This is a genomic window from Pseudomonas sp. MWU13-2517, assembly GCF_023242545.1.
Classification (GTDB): Bacteria; Pseudomonadota; Gammaproteobacteria; order Pseudomonadales; family Pseudomonadaceae; genus Aquipseudomonas.
Genome location: NZ_JALMFA010000003.1, coordinates 37,544 through 54,400, shown reverse-complemented (window position 1 = coordinate 54,400; position 16,857 = coordinate 37,544). Strand labels below are relative to the sequence as shown.

General features: G+C 60.2%; 15 protein-coding genes. 10 read left to right on the top strand and 5 right to left on the bottom strand.

The window, feature by feature from the left end; genetic code table 11:
* Positions 1-8: 8 nt before the first annotated feature.
* Entirely contained in the window at positions 9-1,004 is a 996-nt protein-coding gene (locus tag M5B97_RS05250; protein WP_248730933.1) for a metalloregulator ArsR/SmtB family transcription factor, read from the bottom strand.
* Between the two features lie 271 nt (positions 1,005-1,275).
* On the opposite strand from M5B97_RS05250, the gene tkt reads away from it, so the two are divergent.
* The 6 genes from tkt to fba all read left to right on the top strand — a co-directional run bounded on the left by tkt (position 1,276) and on the right by fba (position 7,649).
* Complete coding sequence (gene tkt / locus M5B97_RS05245) at positions 1,276-3,273, top strand: transketolase (protein ID WP_123717217.1); 1,998 nt, start codon at positions 1,276-1,278, stop codon at positions 3,271-3,273.
* Positions 3,274-3,482: 209 nt separating this feature from the next.
* A complete protein-coding gene (epd, locus tag M5B97_RS05240; RefSeq protein WP_123717219.1) occupies positions 3,483-4,538 on the top strand; it encodes an erythrose-4-phosphate dehydrogenase in 1,056 nt (351 codons plus the stop codon).
* Between the two features lie 17 nt (positions 4,539-4,555).
* On the top strand, positions 4,556-5,719 hold the full coding sequence (locus M5B97_RS05235) for a phosphoglycerate kinase (RefSeq protein ID WP_123717220.1): 1,164 nt from the start codon (positions 4,556-4,558) through the stop codon (positions 5,717-5,719).
* 29 nt (positions 5,720-5,748) lie between these two features.
* On the top strand, positions 5,749-5,976 hold the full coding sequence (locus tag M5B97_RS05230) for a hypothetical protein (RefSeq protein WP_248730932.1): 228 nt from the start codon (positions 5,749-5,751) through the stop codon (positions 5,974-5,976).
* Between the two features lie 61 nt (positions 5,977-6,037).
* A complete protein-coding gene (locus tag M5B97_RS05225) occupies positions 6,038-6,370 on the top strand; it encodes an MliC family protein (RefSeq protein WP_123717222.1) in 333 nt (110 codons plus the stop codon).
* Between the two features lie 214 nt (positions 6,371-6,584).
* Entirely contained in the window at positions 6,585-7,649 is a 1,065-nt protein-coding gene (fba, locus tag M5B97_RS05220) for a class II fructose-bisphosphate aldolase (RefSeq protein WP_003177554.1), read from the top strand.
* A 73-nt stretch (positions 7,650-7,722) separates the two neighbouring features.
* Here fba and M5B97_RS05215 read toward each other — a convergent pair whose 3' ends face one another.
* A complete protein-coding gene (locus tag M5B97_RS05215) occupies positions 7,723-8,388 on the bottom strand; it encodes a polysaccharide lyase family 7 protein (RefSeq protein WP_123717223.1) in 666 nt (221 codons plus the stop codon).
* A gap of 313 nt (positions 8,389-8,701) precedes the next feature.
* Here M5B97_RS05215 and M5B97_RS05210 point away from each other — a divergent pair, with 313 nt between their 5' ends.
* Genes M5B97_RS05210 through M5B97_RS05200 form a run of 3 tightly spaced genes read left to right on the top strand, consistent with a single transcriptional unit; the run spans position 8,702 to position 11,667 of the window.
* Positions 8,702-10,807, top strand: a complete 2,106-nt coding sequence (locus M5B97_RS05210; RefSeq protein ID WP_134659108.1) for an EAL domain-containing protein — start codon at positions 8,702-8,704, stop codon at positions 10,805-10,807.
* Between the two features lie 43 nt (positions 10,808-10,850).
* Positions 10,851-11,351, top strand: a complete 501-nt coding sequence (locus tag M5B97_RS05205; RefSeq protein ID WP_123717225.1) for a M48 family metallopeptidase — start codon at positions 10,851-10,853, stop codon at positions 11,349-11,351.
* Positions 11,352-11,370: 19 nt separating this feature from the next.
* Positions 11,371-11,667, top strand: coding sequence for a winged helix-turn-helix domain-containing protein (locus M5B97_RS05200; RefSeq protein ID WP_248730931.1), 297 nt, complete (start codon positions 11,371-11,373; stop codon positions 11,665-11,667).
* Between the two features lie 21 nt (positions 11,668-11,688).
* On the opposite strand, the gene M5B97_RS05195 is transcribed toward M5B97_RS05200, so the two are convergent.
* Entirely contained in the window at positions 11,689-12,141 is a 453-nt protein-coding gene (locus M5B97_RS05195) for a GNAT family N-acetyltransferase (RefSeq protein ID WP_123717227.1), read from the bottom strand.
* 198 nt (positions 12,142-12,339) lie between these two features.
* Between M5B97_RS05195 and M5B97_RS05190 the strand changes: the two genes are divergently transcribed.
* Positions 12,340-13,077, top strand: a complete 738-nt coding sequence (locus M5B97_RS05190; RefSeq protein WP_123717228.1) for a transporter substrate-binding domain-containing protein — start codon at positions 12,340-12,342, stop codon at positions 13,075-13,077.
* A gap of 96 nt (positions 13,078-13,173) precedes the next feature.
* Here the strand turns inward: M5B97_RS05190 and yccS are convergent, their stop codons facing one another.
* Both yccS and M5B97_RS05180 read right to left on the bottom strand, forming a co-directional pair.
* The gene (gene yccS / locus M5B97_RS05185; RefSeq protein ID WP_248730930.1) at positions 13,174-15,357 is read right to left on the bottom strand and encodes a YccS family putative transporter; all 2,184 of its coding nucleotides are present in this window, start codon (positions 15,355-15,357) and stop codon (positions 13,174-13,176) included.
* A gap of 232 nt (positions 15,358-15,589) precedes the next feature.
* Positions 15,590-16,768 carry an NAD(P)/FAD-dependent oxidoreductase gene (locus M5B97_RS05180; protein ID WP_248730929.1) on the bottom strand — a complete coding sequence of 393 codons (1,179 nt, stop codon included), beginning with the start codon at positions 16,766-16,768 and terminating at the stop codon, positions 15,590-15,592.
* Positions 16,769-16,857 lie beyond the last annotated feature (89 nt).

Genomic DNA, 16,857 nt, shown 5'->3' with positions numbered 1-16,857 from the left:
CCTGATATTTACCGATGGTGAGTGTCGCCAGCCGGTCGCTGAAAATGGCGAACCTGGATCTGGAAACCATTACGTAAACCTACATAGAGGCTTTCCCCGGGAACGAGTCCCGCAGCGGTGGCCCAACGGGCCAGATCGTCCTGTTCAAACCCCAACCAGAGATCACCGCAGGCCTCCCTGGCCCAATTCTGGTTGTGGCTGCATAAATCCGTAACCAGCAGGCTACCGCCGGGGTGCAGCAACCCGGCCATTTGCTTGAGGGCGTCGGCGGGGGCGGCGAAATGGTGCAAGACCATGTTCAGCACCACGCAGTCGGCCCGCAGGCTGGTGTGATTCAGGGCGTCAGCCAACTGCAGGCTGACGTTGCCCAGCGCTTGGCGCTCGCACAACTGGCGCGCCAGTTCGAGCATGGCCGGGCTGTTGTCCAGTGCGGTGACCTGCCCGAAGCGGCGTGCCAGTTCGGGCAGGAAACCGCCATCGCCAGGGCCGACTTCCAGTGCGGTCGCTTCTTCACTGAAGCTCAGCTTGTCCAACAACGCCAGTACGCTCTCGCGGTACTGGGGCAAGCCGGCGATCAGGTCCTGCTGGGCATGAAACTTCTCGGCGACCCGTGAGAAAAAATCCTGGCTGGCGGCGGCGCGTTGCCCGTGCACTTGAGCGATACGCGACTGCACATCTGGCGGCAGCGCAAGGTTGTCCACTTCGTCCAGCAACGCCGCGTGCAGTTTGCCGCCGAGCAGCTCGGTATGGGGCAGGGCGCGGCGGTAGAAGATCGCATTGCCTTCACGACGGGTGGCCACCAGGTCGGCCTGGGCCAGCACCTTCAAGTGGTGGCTCATGCCCGACTGGCCGATGGCGAAGATCTGCGCCAGTTCCAGCACGCCGAAGGAGTCGTTGGCCAGTGCACGCAATACGTTCAGGCGCAACGGATCGCCAGCGGCCTTGCACAAGGCTGCCAGTTCATCGCCGTCGTCGGGGCGCAGGGAGGGCACGGGTAGGTTCATAAGGCCAGCAGTCTAGTGATGGGTGGAAATCCTCGCAAGGTCAATATCAAAAAGTTTTGATATTGATCGATAAGTGGCGGTTATAAGCAGCGCCTATAGTCTTACAGACGAACCGGTGAAAGGTTTCTGCAGGCGATTGCCGCCCGAAGCACAGGAAAAACACCGCCAAGTGACTATCTGTCATTGCCCGCAGGCGGTGGCTGAGGGAAAATGCCGGTCCTTTTTTCCGTTTCTTTTATTCACTCTATTCAAAATCCTCAGGAGATCAGCGATGCCCAGCCGTCGTGAGCGTGCCAACGCCATTCGTGCCCTCAGCATGGATGCCGTGCAAAAAGCCAACAGCGGCCATCCCGGTGCCCCTATGGGCATGGCGGATATCGCCGAGGTACTTTGGCGTGACTACCTGAAGCACAACCCGAGCAACCCGTCGTTCGCCGACCGTGACCGCTTCGTGCTGTCCAACGGCCACGGCTCGATGCTGATCTACTCGCTGCTGCACCTGACCGGCTACGACGTCACCATCGATGACCTCAAGAGCTTCCGCCAGCTGCACAGCCGCACTCCGGGCCACCCGGAATTCGGCTATACCCCAGGCGTCGAGACCACCACCGGTCCCCTGGGCCAGGGCCTGGCCAACGCCGTTGGCTTCGCGCTGGCTGAAAAAGTACTGGGCGCGCAGTTCAACCGTCCTGGCCACGACATCGTCGACCACCACACCTATGTGTTCCTGGGTGATGGCTGCATGATGGAAGGCATTTCCCACGAAGTCGCTTCCCTGGCCGGTACCCTGGGCCTGGGCAAGCTGATTGCGTTCTACGATGACAACGGCATCTCCATCGACGGTGAAGTCGAAGGCTGGTTCACCGATGACACCCCGAAGCGTTTCGAAGCCTACAACTGGCAAGTGATCCGCAACGTCGACGGCCACGACCCGGAAGAAATCAAGACCGCTATCGACACCGCCCGCAAGAGCGCGCAGCCAACCCTGATCTGCTGCAAGACCACCATCGGTTTCGGCTCGCCGAACAAGCAAGGCAAGGAAGACTGCCACGGCGCCCCACTGGGTGACGCGGAAATTGCCTTGACCCGCGAAGCGCTGAAGTGGAACCACGGCCCATTTGAAATTCCTGCCGACATCTATGCCGAATGGGATGCCAAGGAAAAAGGCCTGGCCACTGAAGCCGAATGGGACCAGCGTTTCGCTGCTTATTCCGCCGAATTCCCGGAGCTGGCCAATGAGCTGGTACGCCGCCTCGCCGGTGACCTGCCTGCCGATTTCTCGGAAAAAGCCTCGGCCTACATCGCCGAAGTCGCGGCCAAGGGCGAAACCATCGCCAGCCGTAAAGCCAGCCAGAACACCCTGAATGCCTTCGGCCCGCTGTTGCCTGAGTTCCTCGGCGGTTCGGCTGACCTGGCCGGTTCCAACCTGACCCTGTGGAAAGGTTGCAAAGGTGTCTCGGCTGAAGATGCCAGCGGCAACTACATGTACTACGGCGTGCGCGAGTTCGGCATGAGCGCCATCATGAACGGCGTGTCCCTGCATGGTGGCCTGGTGCCTTACGGTGCGACCTTCCTGATGTTCATGGAATACGCCCGCAACGCCGTACGCATGGCCGCGCTGATGAAGAAGCGCGTGATCCATGTGTACACCCACGACTCCATCGGCCTGGGCGAAGACGGCCCGACGCACCAGCCGGTCGAGCAACTGACCAGCCTGCGCACCACGCCGAACCTGGACACCTGGCGCCCAGCCGACGCGGTGGAATCCGCGGTGGCCTGGAAGCATGCCATCGAGCGCAAGGACGGCCCGTCGGCGCTGATCTTCTCGCGTCAGAACCTGCAGCACCAAGTGCGTACCGACGCGCAGATCGCCGACATCAGCCGTGGTGGTTATGTGCTCAAGGATTGCATCGGCGAGCCGGAACTGATCCTGATTTCCACCGGCTCCGAAGTGGGCCTGACCGTTCAGGCCTACGACAAGCTGACCGCACAAGGCCGCAACGTGCGCGTTGTGTCCATGCCGTGCACCAGCGTGTTCGAAGCCCAGGACGCCGGCTACAAGCAATCGGTACTGCCACTGCAGGTCAGCGCGCGTATCGCCATCGAAGCGGCCCACGCCGACTACTGGTACAAGTACGTGGGCCTGGAAGGCCGCGTGATCGGCATGACCACCTACGGTGAGTCCGCGCCGGCGGCAGCGTTGTTCGAAGAGTTCGGCTTCACCCTGGAGAACATCCTGGGTCAGGCTGAAGAGCTGCTGGAAGACTAAGGCGAGTTCCCTTGTAGGAGCGAGCTTGTTGTGGCGAGGGAGCTTGCTCCCGCCGGGCTGCGAAGCGGCCCCAATCCGAGTGACCGAGCTGTATCAGATACACCTCGGCAACCGGTTTGGGAGCGCTACGCGCTCCAGCGGGAGCAAGCTCCCTCGCCACACAAGCGCTCTCTTACAGTTGTTTGTGTCGCCCATACTGCGAGAACCCCATGCCTCAACCGCGTCCCTACAAAGTTGCACTCAACGGCTACGGCCGCATTGGTCGTTGCGTCTTGCGTGCTCTGTTCGAGCGAGGGGCGGCGGCCGGGTTTGAAATTGTCGCGATCAACGATCTGGCCGACATGCCCAGTATCGAATACCTGACACGCTTTGACTCCACCCACGGCCGGTTCCCGGGCGAAGTGCGGGTTGACGGCGATTGTCTGCACATTAATGGCAGCTGCGTGAAAGTGCTGCGCAGTGCCACCCCCGAGGGCATCGACTGGGCGGCGTTGGGCGTCGACCTGGTGTTGGAATGCTCCGGTGCCTACCACACCCGTGGCGATGGCCAGCGTTTCCTCGACGCCGGTGCACCACGCGTGCTGTTTTCCCAGCCGATGGCCAGCGAGGCGGATGTCGACGCCACCATCGTCTACGGCATCAACCAGGATTGCCTGACCGGTGATGAACTGCTGGTGTCCAACGCTTCCTGCACCACCAACTGCAGCGTGCCGCTGTTGCGCCTGCTGGATCAGGCGATTGGCCTGGATTATGTGTCGATCACCACGATTCACTCCGCGATGAACGACCAGCCGGTGATCGACGCCTACCATCACGAAGACCTGCGCCGCACGCGATCGGCGTTTCAGTCGGTGATTCCGGTGTCCACAGGTCTGGCCCGTGGTATCGAACGCCTTTTGCCGGAACTTGCCGGCAGAATCCAGGCCAAAGCCGTACGGGTGCCGACGGTGAACGTGTCCTGCCTGGATATCACCATGCAGACCGTCAGCGACACGGATGCGGCGGAGGTCAACCGGATCCTGCGCGACGCCGCCACCAGCGGCCCGCTCAAAGGCTTGCTGGCCTACACCGAGTTGCCCCACGCCAGTTGTGATTTCAACCATGACCCGCATTCGGCGATTGTCGATGCCAGCCAGACCCGCGTTTCCGGCCCGAGGCTGGTGAACATCCTGGCCTGGTTCGACAACGAATGGGGCTTTGCCAACCGCATGCTGGATGTTGCCGAACACTATCTGCACATCGCTTCTAAACAACCTCAACAGTAATTCAGGAACTGCGACCCATGACCGTGTTGAAGATGACCGACCTCGATCTGCAAGGTAAGCGCGTACTGATCCGCGAAGACCTCAACGTCCCAGTCAAGGACGGTGTTGTCACCAGCGATGCGCGAATCCTGGCCTCGCTGCCGACCATCAAGCTGGCCCTGGAAAAAGGTGCGGCCGTGATGGTCTGCTCCCACTTGGGTCGCCCGACTGAAGGTGAGTTCTCCGCCGAAAACAGCCTCAAGCCTGTAGCCGATTACCTCAGCAAAGCCTTGGGGCGTGAGGTGCCGCTGGTGGCCGATTACCTGAACGGCGTCGACGTAAAGGCGGGCGACATCGTGTTGTTCGAAAACGTGCGCTTCAACAAGGGCGAGAAAAAGAACAGCGACGAACTGGCCCAACAATACGCGGCCCTGTGCGACGTGTTCGTGATGGATGCCTTCGGCACCGCTCACCGCGCCGAAGGTTCGACCCATGGCGTGGCCAAGTTCGCCAAGGTCGCGGCTGCCGGCCCGCTGCTGGCTGCCGAATTGGATGCACTGGGCAAGGCCCTGGGGGCTCCGGCTCAACCGATGGCCGCCATCGTGGCCGGCTCCAAGGTGTCCACCAAACTGGACGTGCTCAACAGCCTGAGCCAGATTTGCAATCAACTGATTGTCGGCGGCGGTATCGCCAACACCTTCCTGGCCGCTGCCGGCCATCCGGTGGGCAAGTCGCTGTATGAGCCGGACCTGCTCGACACCGCCCGTGCCATCGCTGCCAAAGTCAGCGTGCCGTTGCCGGTCGACGTGGTAGTAGCCAAGGAGTTTGCTGCAAGCGCCGAGGCGACGGTCAAGCTGATCGCTGACGTGGCTGCCGACGATATGATCTTGGATATCGGCCCACAAACCGCGGCTAACTTCGCCGAATTGCTGAAGTCTTCCCAGACTATCCTGTGGAACGGTCCGGTCGGCGTGTTCGAATTCGATCAGTTCGGCAACGGCACCAAAGTGTTGGCCAAGGCGATTGCTGAAAGCACGGCATTCTCCATTGCCGGCGGCGGCGACACCCTGGCGGCCATCGATAAATATGGCGTTGCTGACCAGATCTCCTACATTTCTACCGGTGGCGGCGCGTTCCTCGAGTTCGTCGAGGGCAAAGTGCTGCCAGCCGTTGAAGTGCTGGAAACCCGGGCCAAAGGTTAAGGCGCGTGATCCGGAAAAGGAGCATTCCCATGATCAAGTCGCTGGCATTGGTGATCACCGCAGGCCTGTTGGTCGCCTGCGGTAGCCCGCCGCGGGTGGCGTCCGAGGCGGATAAAGCCGATGCGCCGCACAAGCACAGCTGCTACCAGGCCGACTGGCAAGCCGAAACCATGCCGGTGATCAACAAGCGCATCGGCAACGAGCGGCTGGAGAAATACGACGCCGCGCCCAACGGTCAGGAACAGGGTTGCCCTTGATGGGTCTGATCAACTAACCGACAGCAGTGGCGGCCCCTGGGTCGCCGTTCGAGGATTGGCAATGAAAGGCGTTTTCGCCCTGGCGGCACTGGCACTTCTGGCTGGTTGCAGCAGCATGAATATGTTCAATAAGGCAGAGTCGACAGACAAGTGGACCACCTGGACCTGCGACAGCAAGGCCGAGGTCAACTGGCGTTTTGCCAATGCGGCCCGTAATGAGGTGGATGTGCGCCTCGGCGGTTCCGACCAGGTTTACCGCCTCAAACAAGAGGTTGCCGCCTCGGGCGTGCTGTACAGCGACGGCCAACTGGCGTTTCACACAAAAGGTGAGGAAGGCCTGGTTTACTGGGTCGCCACCGATGACTTGATCGGACGGGGCTGCAAAGCCCAGTAAGAACACGGTCTGGAATTTAATGAGATCCAGAGGTGGGAGCGGGCCCGCTCCCACAGTAGATCCGGTTCCAAAGTGACATGGATTTTGAATCGGACACTGCAATAACGATTCAGCAGGCCAAGCCTTAACCCCTTGATCTGCAATAACTTGAATAGCCGCCGCCGCTACGGCAGGCTTGCACGATTAACGACCCTCGATCGGGAGAGACAACACAATGGCACTTATCAGCATGCGTCAAATGCTGGACCACGCAGCCGAGTTCGGCTACGGCGTCCCAGCTTTTAACGTCAACAACCTTGAGCAGATGCGCGCCATCATGGAAGCCGCTGACAAGACCGACTCCCCGGTGATCGTCCAGGCTTCGGCCGGTGCCCGCAAATACGCCGGTGCGCCGTTCCTGCGTCACCTGATCCTCGCCGCGATCGAAGAATTCCCGCACATCCCGGTGTGCATGCACCAGGACCACGGCACCAGCCCTGACGTGTGCCAGCGCTCCATCCAACTGGGCTTCAGCTCGGTAATGATGGACGGCTCCCTCGGTGAAGACGGCAAGACCCCGACCGACTACGAGTACAACGTACGCGTCACCCAACAAACCGTGGCCATGGCCCACGCCTGCGGCGTATCGGTTGAAGGTGAACTGGGTTGCCTGGGTTCCCTGGAAACCGGCATGGCCGGCGAAGAAGACGGCATCGGCGCCGAAGGCGTGTTGGATCACAGCCAGATGCTGACCGACCCGGAAGAAGCTGCCGACTTCGTGAAAAAGACCCAGGTTGATGCCCTGGCCATCGCCATCGGTACCAGCCACGGTGCCTACAAGTTCACCAAGCCACCTACCGGCGACGTGCTGGCCATCGACCGCATCAAGGAAATCCACAAACGCATTCCCAACACCCACCTGGTGATGCACGGTTCTTCCTCGGTACCGCAAGAGTGGCTGGCGATCATCAACCAGTACGGCGGCGACATCAAAGAAACCTACGGCGTACCGGTTGAGGAAATCGTCGAAGGTATCAAGTACGGCGTGCGCAAGGTCAACATCGACACCGACCTGCGCCTGGCTTCCACCGGTGCGATGCGTCGCCTGATGGCGACCAACCCGAGCGAGTTCGACCCACGTAAGTTCTTCGGCGCTACCGTAACGGCAATGCGCGACGTGTGCATCGCTCGCTACGAAGCGTTCGGTACGGCCGGTAATGCTTCGAAGATCAAGCCGATCTCGTTGGAAGCGATGTACCAGCGGTATTTGAAAGGTGAGTTGAACGCTAAGGTGAACTAAGCCTCGCGTTTAAATAGAAGCCCGCAGTGATGCGGGCTTTTTTTTCGGTTGGGATTCGATGCCTGCGCGTGGTTTATTCGTGATCAATATCCAACTTGGCAAACGTCACTCGCGCGCCTTCCTTGCTATCCCCACTGTTGTCCTGCACATACACCCCCGCCTTGAAGTACAACGGCTTGGTCCCCCACGCCGCGCCGATTCGCTCGTTCCACTCGCCGTCGGCGGCATACACGCTGAGCAAGCCGGCTTTGTTGAGGTTGATCACGTAGGTAAAACTCTTCTCCAGCGGCACATTCGAAGCGATGGTCACCACGCGGCCTTCGCCGTCATCCGGGCGCATGCGCACCTTGGCGACGATGTTGCCGGTCTGGGTTTTCTCCTTGAACTGGTATTCGAGCTTGATCAGCGGCTTCTGGCTGTCGTAGGCATGAATCTGTCCGATCACGACTTTCCCGGACGATGGCACCTGGTTGACCTCCAGGGTCGCCCGCAGGAAGTTGTTCGCTTCCGGATAGGTCCAGTTGCGCAACCTGCCGTCGGCGTAGGTCTCACGTAATTCACTGCGTGGGTAGATGGCGTTTTCAGTGCGGGTGCCGGTCACTGGTGTCCAGAATTGCACGTTACTGCCTTCAGCCTGGAAATACTGGTCGTTGAAACCGCTCATCAGCTTCGGCGTGTCGATGGTTGCGGGCGGGGAGCCGACAGGAATGCTCAGGTTCCAAGTGGAAAGGTCGATCATGGCGTTGGCCTTATTGCAGGGGGGTTGAAAGCTTTAGCCCGGGGGCTTCACAGATTCTTTATAGGTGGGTTCGCGCCGGTTGTTAAACACTTCCTGGCAATTTATTGGCGTCAACGGAATGCCAAAAAGCCATATGTCGCGGGGGGCGTGGCCTGCAGGGTTTGACCGTTAGTCGGCTTCCTGACCATTGGCGCAATGATGGCATTCACTTCACTTCTGCTTTTTTAGAACCGGGTCTAGAGTGATGCCTCAGTGTTTGTCCGGTTTTAGTCTTAGAAGTGACCGGTGCAGCTCCCAAAGGAAGAGACGTAGCATGGATTGTGCTCCACACCACGGCGATGGCAGTTCGGTTCTTTTGGTGGTCGACGACTACCCTGAAAATCTCATCAGCATGCGTGCATTGTTACAGCGGGAAGACTGGCGGGTAATCACCGCCGCTTCCGGCCTGGAAGCCCTGGAATTACTGCTGGCCCACGAAATTGATCTGGTGCTGCTGGACGTGCGCATGCCCGGCATGGATGGTTTTGAAGTGGCGCGCTTGATGCGTGGCAGCCAGCGCACGCGAATGACGCCGATCATCTTTCTCACGGCCCATGCCCAATCTTCTGCCGCGGTGCAGGAAGGTTATGCCAGCGGTGCCATCGATTACCTGTTCAAACCCTTTGACCCGAACATCCTCAAGCCCAAAGTGCAGGTGTTGCTGGAGCACCAGCGTAATCGGCGGGCCTTGCAGCGCCTGAGCCATGACCTGGAGTCTGCCCGTGCCTTCAATGCCTCGGTGCTGGACAACGCTGCCGAGGGCATTTTGGTGGTGGGTGAGGGCAGCGTCATCCAGTACGCCAACCCGGCGATTTCGCGCCTGCTCAACGCCACAATGGCCGAGTTGCAGGGTGAAAGTTTCCTGAGTTTCCTGCAAAAGCCCCACGTGCCTGCCTGGTTGGGTTTTCCGATGTACGAGGCGTATCGCAAAGGGGAAATGTGGCGCCAGCACGACGCGATTTTGCGTACCCTTCGCGGTCAGCAAGTGCCGGTGGCGTTGTCTTGCGCACCTCTGCCCGTTGAGCAGAAGGCCATGGTGGTGACGGTGCTGGACATGTCCGAAGTACACCATCTTCACCAACAGTTGGAGTTCCAGGCGGTCACCGACCCGCTGACCGGGCTATTGAACCGGCGTGGCTTCCAGCAGGCGGTGGAGAGCACCCTGCTGCGCAGCGAGCGCAATGATCAATCGCTGGTGTTGTTGTACCTGGACCTCGACGGATTCAAGCGGGTCAACGATACCTTGGGCCACGACGCCGGCGACCGCGTGCTGCGCTGGGTGTCGGAGCAGATGCAGGCGTGTCTGCGTTCCTACGACATTCTCGGACGTATGGGGGGCGACGAATTCACCGCGTTATTGGAGCTTGAGTTCCCGGAACAGGCGGCGAAAATCTCGGAAAAGCTGATCGAGCGGGTGTCTGTTTGTCAGCACCTCGATGGTTTGGATGTCATGCTCGGGGCCAGCATTGGTATTGCGACGTACCCGGACTGCGGTTCGGACTTGAGCGGCCTGCTGCGGGCGGCGGATATCGCGATGTATGAAGCCAAGCGCGCGGGCCGTCAACAGTATCGTTATTACGATAAAGACATGAACGGCCGCGCCCGCTCACGGTTGATGCTCGAAGACAGTGTGCGTACCGCCATCGAGAACAAGGAGTTCACCCTGGTGTTCCAGCCACAGGTGTCGTTGGAAGATGGGCGTCTGCGGGGCGTGGAGGCGCTGCTGCGCTGGCAGCACCCGAGCGTCGGCGACGTTCCCCCGGGGCTGTTTTTACCGTTGCTGGAAGAGGCTCGCCTGATCAGCCAGCTGAGTACCTGGATCTACCAGCAGGTCGCGGCTCAGCGCCAAGCGTGGCAAGTCAATTTTGATAGCGAGCTGGTGTTGAGCGTGAGCCTGAGCATCAGCCAGTTCAACATGCCCAACCTCGTGAACCAGTTGCAGCAGGTACTGGAGCGACATGGGTTGCAAGGCCGGCAGTTGGAGGTGGAAATCAGCGAGGACTGCCTGATGAACAACCTGCAAGAATCCACCAGGCAGCTCAAGTTGCTGCGCCAGCTCGGTGTGCGCATTGCGCTGGACGATTTCGGCGCGGGTCGCTGCTCGTTGGCCCATTTACGCGATCTGGAGTTCGATACGCTCAAGCTGGACCCGCAACTGGTGGCTCGCCTGCCGGGCTCGAAGCGGGATGCGGCGATGGCGCGCAGCATTATCCAGCTGTGTGAACACTTCGATGTGTCGGTCATCGCCGAGGGCGTGGAAACGCAGGAGCAAGCCGTGTGGCTCAAGGCCAATGGCTGCCTGTTTATCCAGGGCCCTTTAGCGGCGCAACCGTTGCTCGCCGAGGAGGTTGCGGCCTGGACCCACCCCCGCCCGCTTTGAATTCGCTACACTGGTGGCCTTTCGAGCCCCGTTGCAGACCCCCATGACTGCGTTGAAATACCTCCAGGCCTATCCCGCCGCGCTCCAGGAGCAGGTGCGCCAACTGATCGCCAAAGACCAGTTGGGCGCCTACCTGGAGCAGCGTTATCCCGAGCGCCACGCGGTGCAGAGCGATAAAGCGCTGTATGCCTACGCGTTGGCACTCAAGCAGGAACACCTGCGCAATGCCCCGGCCATCGACAAAGTGTTGTTCGATAACCGCCTGGACCTGACCCATCGCGCATTGGGTTTGCACACCACGGTCTCCCGGGTGCAGGGCGGCAACCTCAAGGCCAAGAAAGAGATCCGCATTGCCGCGTTGTTCAAGGAGGCGGCGCCGGAGTTTCTACGCATGATCGTGGTGCATGAACTGGCGCACTTCAAGGAATCGGACCACAACAAGGCGTTCTACAAACTCTGCGACTACATGATGCCGGGTTACCATCAGGTGGAATTCGACCTGCGGGTGTACCTCACGTATCGCGACCTGCAGGGCAAGCCCTGACCGCACAAGGCGAATGACCATGGATGTGAGCAAGACCAAAAGCAGCTTTTACCGCCGCTTGTACGTGGCGTACTTGATCGACAGCCAGCTGGCCAGCAATGTCCCGGCACTGACCGACGTCACCGGTATGCCCCGGCGCACGGCGCAGGACACGATTACGGCGCTGGCCGATCTGGATATTGTGTGTGAGTTCGAACAGGAAGACGGTGCCCGCAACCATGCCGGGCACTATCGGATTCGCAACTGGGGGGCAATTGATCGGCGCTGGATCGAAGTAAATCTCGGCCAGATCAAGCAGGTGTTGGGTTACCCCTGAACAGTGCTCCCGATGACGTGATCAGGCGCGGCGCATACCAATATGGGGAATATCGTCCTCGAGGTATTCCTCACCCGCCACCACAAATCCGTACCGCCCGTAGTACCCCTGCAAATGCGCCTGGGCTGACAGAAAGATCGGCATGTCAGGCCAGATATCAGCAATGCGCTTGAGCGTCTCTTCCATCATCTGGTGCCCAAGGCCGGTACCGCGCGCCGAAGGGGCTACGATGACTCGGCCAATCACCACGTCGCCACCCTGGGACTCCGGGTCCAGCAGGCGCAGGTACGCCACCAGTTCATCATCTTTCCAGGCCATCAGGTGGTGGGTATCGCCTGACAGGTCCTGCCCGTCGATGTCCTGATAAACGCATTTCTGCTCCACGACAAACACTTCGTTGCGCAGGTGCAGGATGGCGTAGAGCTGTTCTTTGCCCAAATCGTCGTGATGCTTACAGACCCAATCAACCGTCATGATGTGTGCTCTTGGAAATACCTGTACCGGATAGTAAGCGCGTCGACGGCTGCTGTCTAAATCGTGCATTTTTGTGAATGGCGTCAATTTGCCATCATTCTCTGCGTCCGGCGCTGACTTCTTTGTGTAATCTGCAATGCAGGTTCATTGATGAGCTACTGTTATCAGGCCATCGCCTGCCCGCCAAGGACTTTGAGCATGCCGCGATTTTCTCGTGCCGTTGCTTTGATTGCAGTGTTGTTGCTGGCCCAGCCCGCGCTGGCGCAGCGTTTGCGCCTGGTCGCGGATGCCTGGCCACCGTTCACTGATTCGACCTTGGTCAACGGCGGTCTGGCCACCGATATCGTCAGCACGGCGTTGGCCCGCGCCGGGTACGCCAGCGATTTCGAGCAGGTGCCCTGGGCTCGTGCGCTGATGGGGGTTGGCGACGGGCGCTACGACGTGCTGATCAATGCCTGGTACGACGATGCCCGCACGCAGCTGGGGGAGTTTTCCGGTGAGTACCTGCTCAACCGCGTGCGTTTCATCAAGCGCCGCGACGACCCTATCGACTACCAGAACCTGGAACAACTGCACGGTGAACCTGTCGCTGTCGTGCGTGGGTATGCCTATTCGTCAGCCTTCGATCAGGACACGCTGTTGCAGAAGGTGCCGGTGCACAACTTCGCCATGGCCGTGCGCATGCTCGCTGCACAGCGCGTCAGGCTGACGCTGGAAGATGAATATGTTGCCCGCTACTACCTGGCGCGGGAGTCGCCCCGGGTGCGCAATGCCGTGGAGTTTCTGCCCAAGCCGCTGAGCGAGAACAGCCTGCATATCCTGGTGAGCCTGAAGAACCCGGACCACGCTCAGATTGTTGCCGGCTTTGATCGGGAGATTGCCAGGATGAAGGCTGATGGCAGTTATGAACGGTTGATGAAAGAGCACGGGATGTAGTGTTTTTCCCGGACCTCATCGAGGGCAAGCCTTCGCCCACATTTCGATTGTGTAAACCCGACCCAACGTGAGACGGGGTTTGCTCCCGATAGTGGCTCAGGCTGCGCCGGTATCCTTGATCAGATGCGCCGCCAACGTGCGCAACGGCCCCAATTGCCGACAGATCAACGCCAATTGCGTCTGTACCAGACGCTGCCCTTCGTCGATCTCATCCGGCATCTGCTCCAGCTCCGCGGCCATCGCTTCCTCGGCATCGCTCTGAATCGCAATCGGCTGCTTGTTGGCCAGCCCCGTGGCGATTTCATCGATGCTCGCCGCCAGGGTATTGCCAGCACCCTCGATCAAATGTTCACGTACTTCGGCCGGCAGCTGGGTTTCACGGTGCGCGCCCAACCCTGACAGATAACTGAGCAAGGTATGGGACAGCACCAGGAAGCGGAAACCCACGTCGGCTTCCTTACGGAAGTGCCCCGGTTCCATCAGCATGTTCGCCAGGGTAGTGGACAGCGCCGCGTCGGCGTTGTGTGCATTGCGGCGGGCCAGACGGTAGGCCAGGTCGTCGCTTTTACCGACGGCGTATTGCTGCATGATCTGGCGCAGGTAGATGCTGTTACAGGTCAGGGTATTGGCCAGCACTTTGTTCAAGCGCCGGCCTTGCCAGTCCGGCAGGAACAGGAACACCGCCAGGCCCGCGATCACGCTACCGAGCAAGGTATCGAACAGGCGTGGCAGGAACAGCCCGTAGCCGTCGCCTACCTGGTTGAAACAGAACAGCACCATCAGGGTGATCGCCGCCGTGGCCAGGGTGTAGCGGGTGGTGCGGTTGATAAAGAACACCAGGCCGGCGGCGATGGCGAACATCGATTGCACCAGCGGGCTTGGGAACAGGTCGAACAGCGCCCAGGCCACGGTGAGGCCGATGGCGGTGCCGATGATCCGCTGGCCGAGCTTGCGTCGCGTCGCGCCGTAATTGGGTTGGCATACGAACAGCGTGGTGAGGATGATCCAGTAGCCCTGGGACGGGTGAATCAAGTGCACCATGCCGTAGCCGATGCTCAGGGCCAGCGGCAGGCGCAAAGCATGGCGAAACAGCAACGACGTCGGCGTCAGCTGGGTGCGCAGGCGCGTCCACATCTCTTTGAAGTTGCGCGGCGAGCGGTCGAGCAAGCTGCTGTCGGTAGCGTCGGCCAAGGCGTCGGGGTTGCTGGCGTCGCTCAGCAGGCGGTCGAGCGTGGACAGGTTGGCCGCCAGGGCACGCAGCGAACGCAGCAGGCCGCGCCAGGCCGGGTTGCTCTGGATACGCAGGTGCTCCAGGGATGCATTCAAGTCACCCAGGGCTTCGGCGAAGCTGTCGTCATAGATGAACGGCTGGCGCAGCTGAATAGACTCGGCCAGGGTCTGGCAGGCTTTGCCCTGCTGGCGCAGCAGGCGCTGGCAACGGAACAGCACGTCGCTGTGGAAGAAGGCTTCGGCCAGGGCGTTGTAGGGATAGTGAGAGGAGCTGGCGCGTTCGTGAATGTCCTGGGCGAGGAAGTACAGCTTCAGGTAGCGGCTGACTTTCGAACCTGGCCGACCATTGCCCACACGGTGCAGGATGATTTCCTTCGCCGCGTTCAACGCTGCGACTACCCGGCCATTTTGCTGGGCCAATTCCAGGCGCCGTGCTTCCACATCCAATTGGCGGATGGGCTCGAACAGCGACGACTTCAGTTTGAGGTAGCGTCCCAGCTCACGGAACAGCCGTGCCAGGCTCTGTTGTACCGGCTGGTTGGAAAACAGCGCCTGCCACAGCACCGACAGCACGCCGTACCAGGCTGCACCGGCCACCAGCAGCAGCGGTTCATGCCAGAAATCCGTGACGGCACCACCACGCTGGTCCACGCCGATCATGGTGTACACCGACAGGATCAGCGTCGCCGAGGCAATCGCACCATAGCGTTCGCCCAGCGCCCCGAGCATGGTCAGGCCGAAACTGGCCAGGGCCAGGGCAATCGCAAAGATCCAGGGGTAAGGGAACAGCAGTTCCACCGACAGTGCTGCGATGCTGAAACACACCAGCGTCACCGCCAGGGCATTGAGGCGGCCTTGCCAGCTGTCATCGGTCTCGGCCAGGGCGCTGGCGATAATCCCCAGGAACAACGGGATCAGCAGCGTCATTTCATCCTGATACCAGCACAGCGCCATGCTGCCGGTGAGGGCGATGAATACCCTTACGCTGTAACTGAATTTATCCAGCGCCCACAGGCGCCGCATGGACTGCTTGAACGAGGTCGATGACATGAAGTCTGGAGTCTTCCGGGACGATGCCGCTAAATTGAGCCAGTAATGACGCCACGGCAAGCGTGGCGATCACATCCGACAGCAAAATTTATTCCCGCCACCCATTCTCAATGTGGAATGCAATCCAAATGGGAAGGGGCTTGCTGCCGATGGAAGTGGATCAGTCCGCTCATCTGTAGCTGCCCCACCGCTATCGGGAGCAAGCCCCTCGCACATTTTTGATGCGGTTTCGTCAGGCATATTGTGCGGCGGCATAGCCCGACGCCCAGGCCCACTGGAAGTTGAAGCCCCCCAGGTGACCGGTCACATCCAACACTTCGCCGATGAAGTACAGGCCCGGGCTTTTCAGCGACTCCATGGTTTTGGACGAGACCTCCCGCGTATCCACCCCGCCCAGCGTCACCTCGGCCGTGCGATAGCCTTCGGTGCCCGCGGGCACCAACTGCCAGCTCGACAGCTTGTGTGCGATCTCGGCGATTTCGGCGTGGGTGTACTGCTTCATCGGCTTGGACACGAACCAGCTTTGCGCCAGCAGGTTGGCCATCTTCTTGGTGAAGATTTCGCCCAGCAGGGTTTTCAACTCGCTGTTCGGATGCTCGACCTGTTGCTGTTGCAGCCAGGTGTGGGCGTCATGGTCGGGCAGCAGGTTGATCTCCACGGTGTCGCCGGACTCCCAGTACGAAGAAATCTGCAAAATCGCCGGGCCGCTGAGGCCGCGATGGGTGAACAGGATATTCTCGCGAAAGCTCTGGTCGTTGCAGGTGACCAGGCAATCCACGGAGGTGCCGGACAACTCGCCACACAGCTCCTTGAGCTGATCGGTGATGGTGAATGGCACCAGACCCGCGCGGGTCGGCAGTATTTCATGGCCGAATTGCCTGGCGACCTGATAACCAAAACCGGTAGCGCCCAGGGTCGGAATCGACAGCCCCCCGGTGGCGATTACCAGGGATTCGCAGCTCAGTTCGCCCAGGGTGGTCTGCAATTGGTAGCCCCCGTCGACCTTGGCGATCTCCTGGATGGAGGTATCCAGGTGCAGGTCTACGCCGGTCTGGATGCACTCATCGAGCAGCATGCCGAGGATGTCGCTGGACTTGTTATCGCAGAACAGCTGGCCGAGTTTCTTCTCGTGATACGGCACGCCGTGCTTGGCCACCAGCCCGATAAAATCCCACTGGGTGTAGCGGGCCAGGGCGGATTTGCAGAAGTGCGCGTTGTGCGAGAGAAAGTTGGCCGGCTCGGTGTACATATTGGTGAAATTGCAGCGGCCACCGCCCGACATCAGGATCTTCTTGCCGGCCTTGTTCGCATGGTCGACCAACATCACCTTGCGCCCACGCCCGGCGGCGGTCAGTGCACACATCAAGCCTGCGGCGCCGGCGCCAATGATCACAACTTCGGTCGAGCGCAAAACGGTGTCCTCATACATGAATCGATACGATTTCTGTAGGAGCGAGCCTGCTCGCGAAAAACTTCAGCGATGACACGTGCTGTCTGGTC

Coding starts and splice junctions, on each gene's coding strand:
- M5B97_RS05250 (WP_248730933.1), bottom strand. CDS start 1,004: ATGAACCTACCCGTGCCCTCCCTGCGCCCCGACGACGGCGATGAACTG.
- tkt (WP_123717217.1), top strand. CDS start 1,276: ATGCCCAGCCGTCGTGAGCGTGCCAACGCCATTCGTGCCCTCAGCATG.
- epd (WP_123717219.1), top strand. CDS start 3,483: ATGCCTCAACCGCGTCCCTACAAAGTTGCACTCAACGGCTACGGCCGC.
- M5B97_RS05235 (WP_123717220.1), top strand. CDS start 4,556: ATGACCGTGTTGAAGATGACCGACCTCGATCTGCAAGGTAAGCGCGTA.
- M5B97_RS05230 (WP_248730932.1), top strand. CDS start 5,749: ATGATCAAGTCGCTGGCATTGGTGATCACCGCAGGCCTGTTGGTCGCC.
- M5B97_RS05225 (WP_123717222.1), top strand. CDS start 6,038: ATGAAAGGCGTTTTCGCCCTGGCGGCACTGGCACTTCTGGCTGGTTGC.
- fba (WP_003177554.1), top strand. CDS start 6,585: ATGGCACTTATCAGCATGCGTCAAATGCTGGACCACGCAGCCGAGTTC.
- M5B97_RS05215 (WP_123717223.1), bottom strand. CDS start 8,388: ATGATCGACCTTTCCACTTGGAACCTGAGCATTCCTGTCGGCTCCCCG.
- M5B97_RS05210 (WP_134659108.1), top strand. CDS start 8,702: ATGGATTGTGCTCCACACCACGGCGATGGCAGTTCGGTTCTTTTGGTG.
- M5B97_RS05205 (WP_123717225.1), top strand. CDS start 10,851: ATGACTGCGTTGAAATACCTCCAGGCCTATCCCGCCGCGCTCCAGGAG.
- M5B97_RS05200 (WP_248730931.1), top strand. CDS start 11,371: ATGGATGTGAGCAAGACCAAAAGCAGCTTTTACCGCCGCTTGTACGTG.
- M5B97_RS05195 (WP_123717227.1), bottom strand. CDS start 12,141: ATGACGGTTGATTGGGTCTGTAAGCATCACGACGATTTGGGCAAAGAA.
- M5B97_RS05190 (WP_123717228.1), top strand. CDS start 12,340: ATGCCGCGATTTTCTCGTGCCGTTGCTTTGATTGCAGTGTTGTTGCTG.
- yccS (WP_248730930.1), bottom strand. CDS start 15,357: ATGTCATCGACCTCGTTCAAGCAGTCCATGCGGCGCCTGTGGGCGCTG.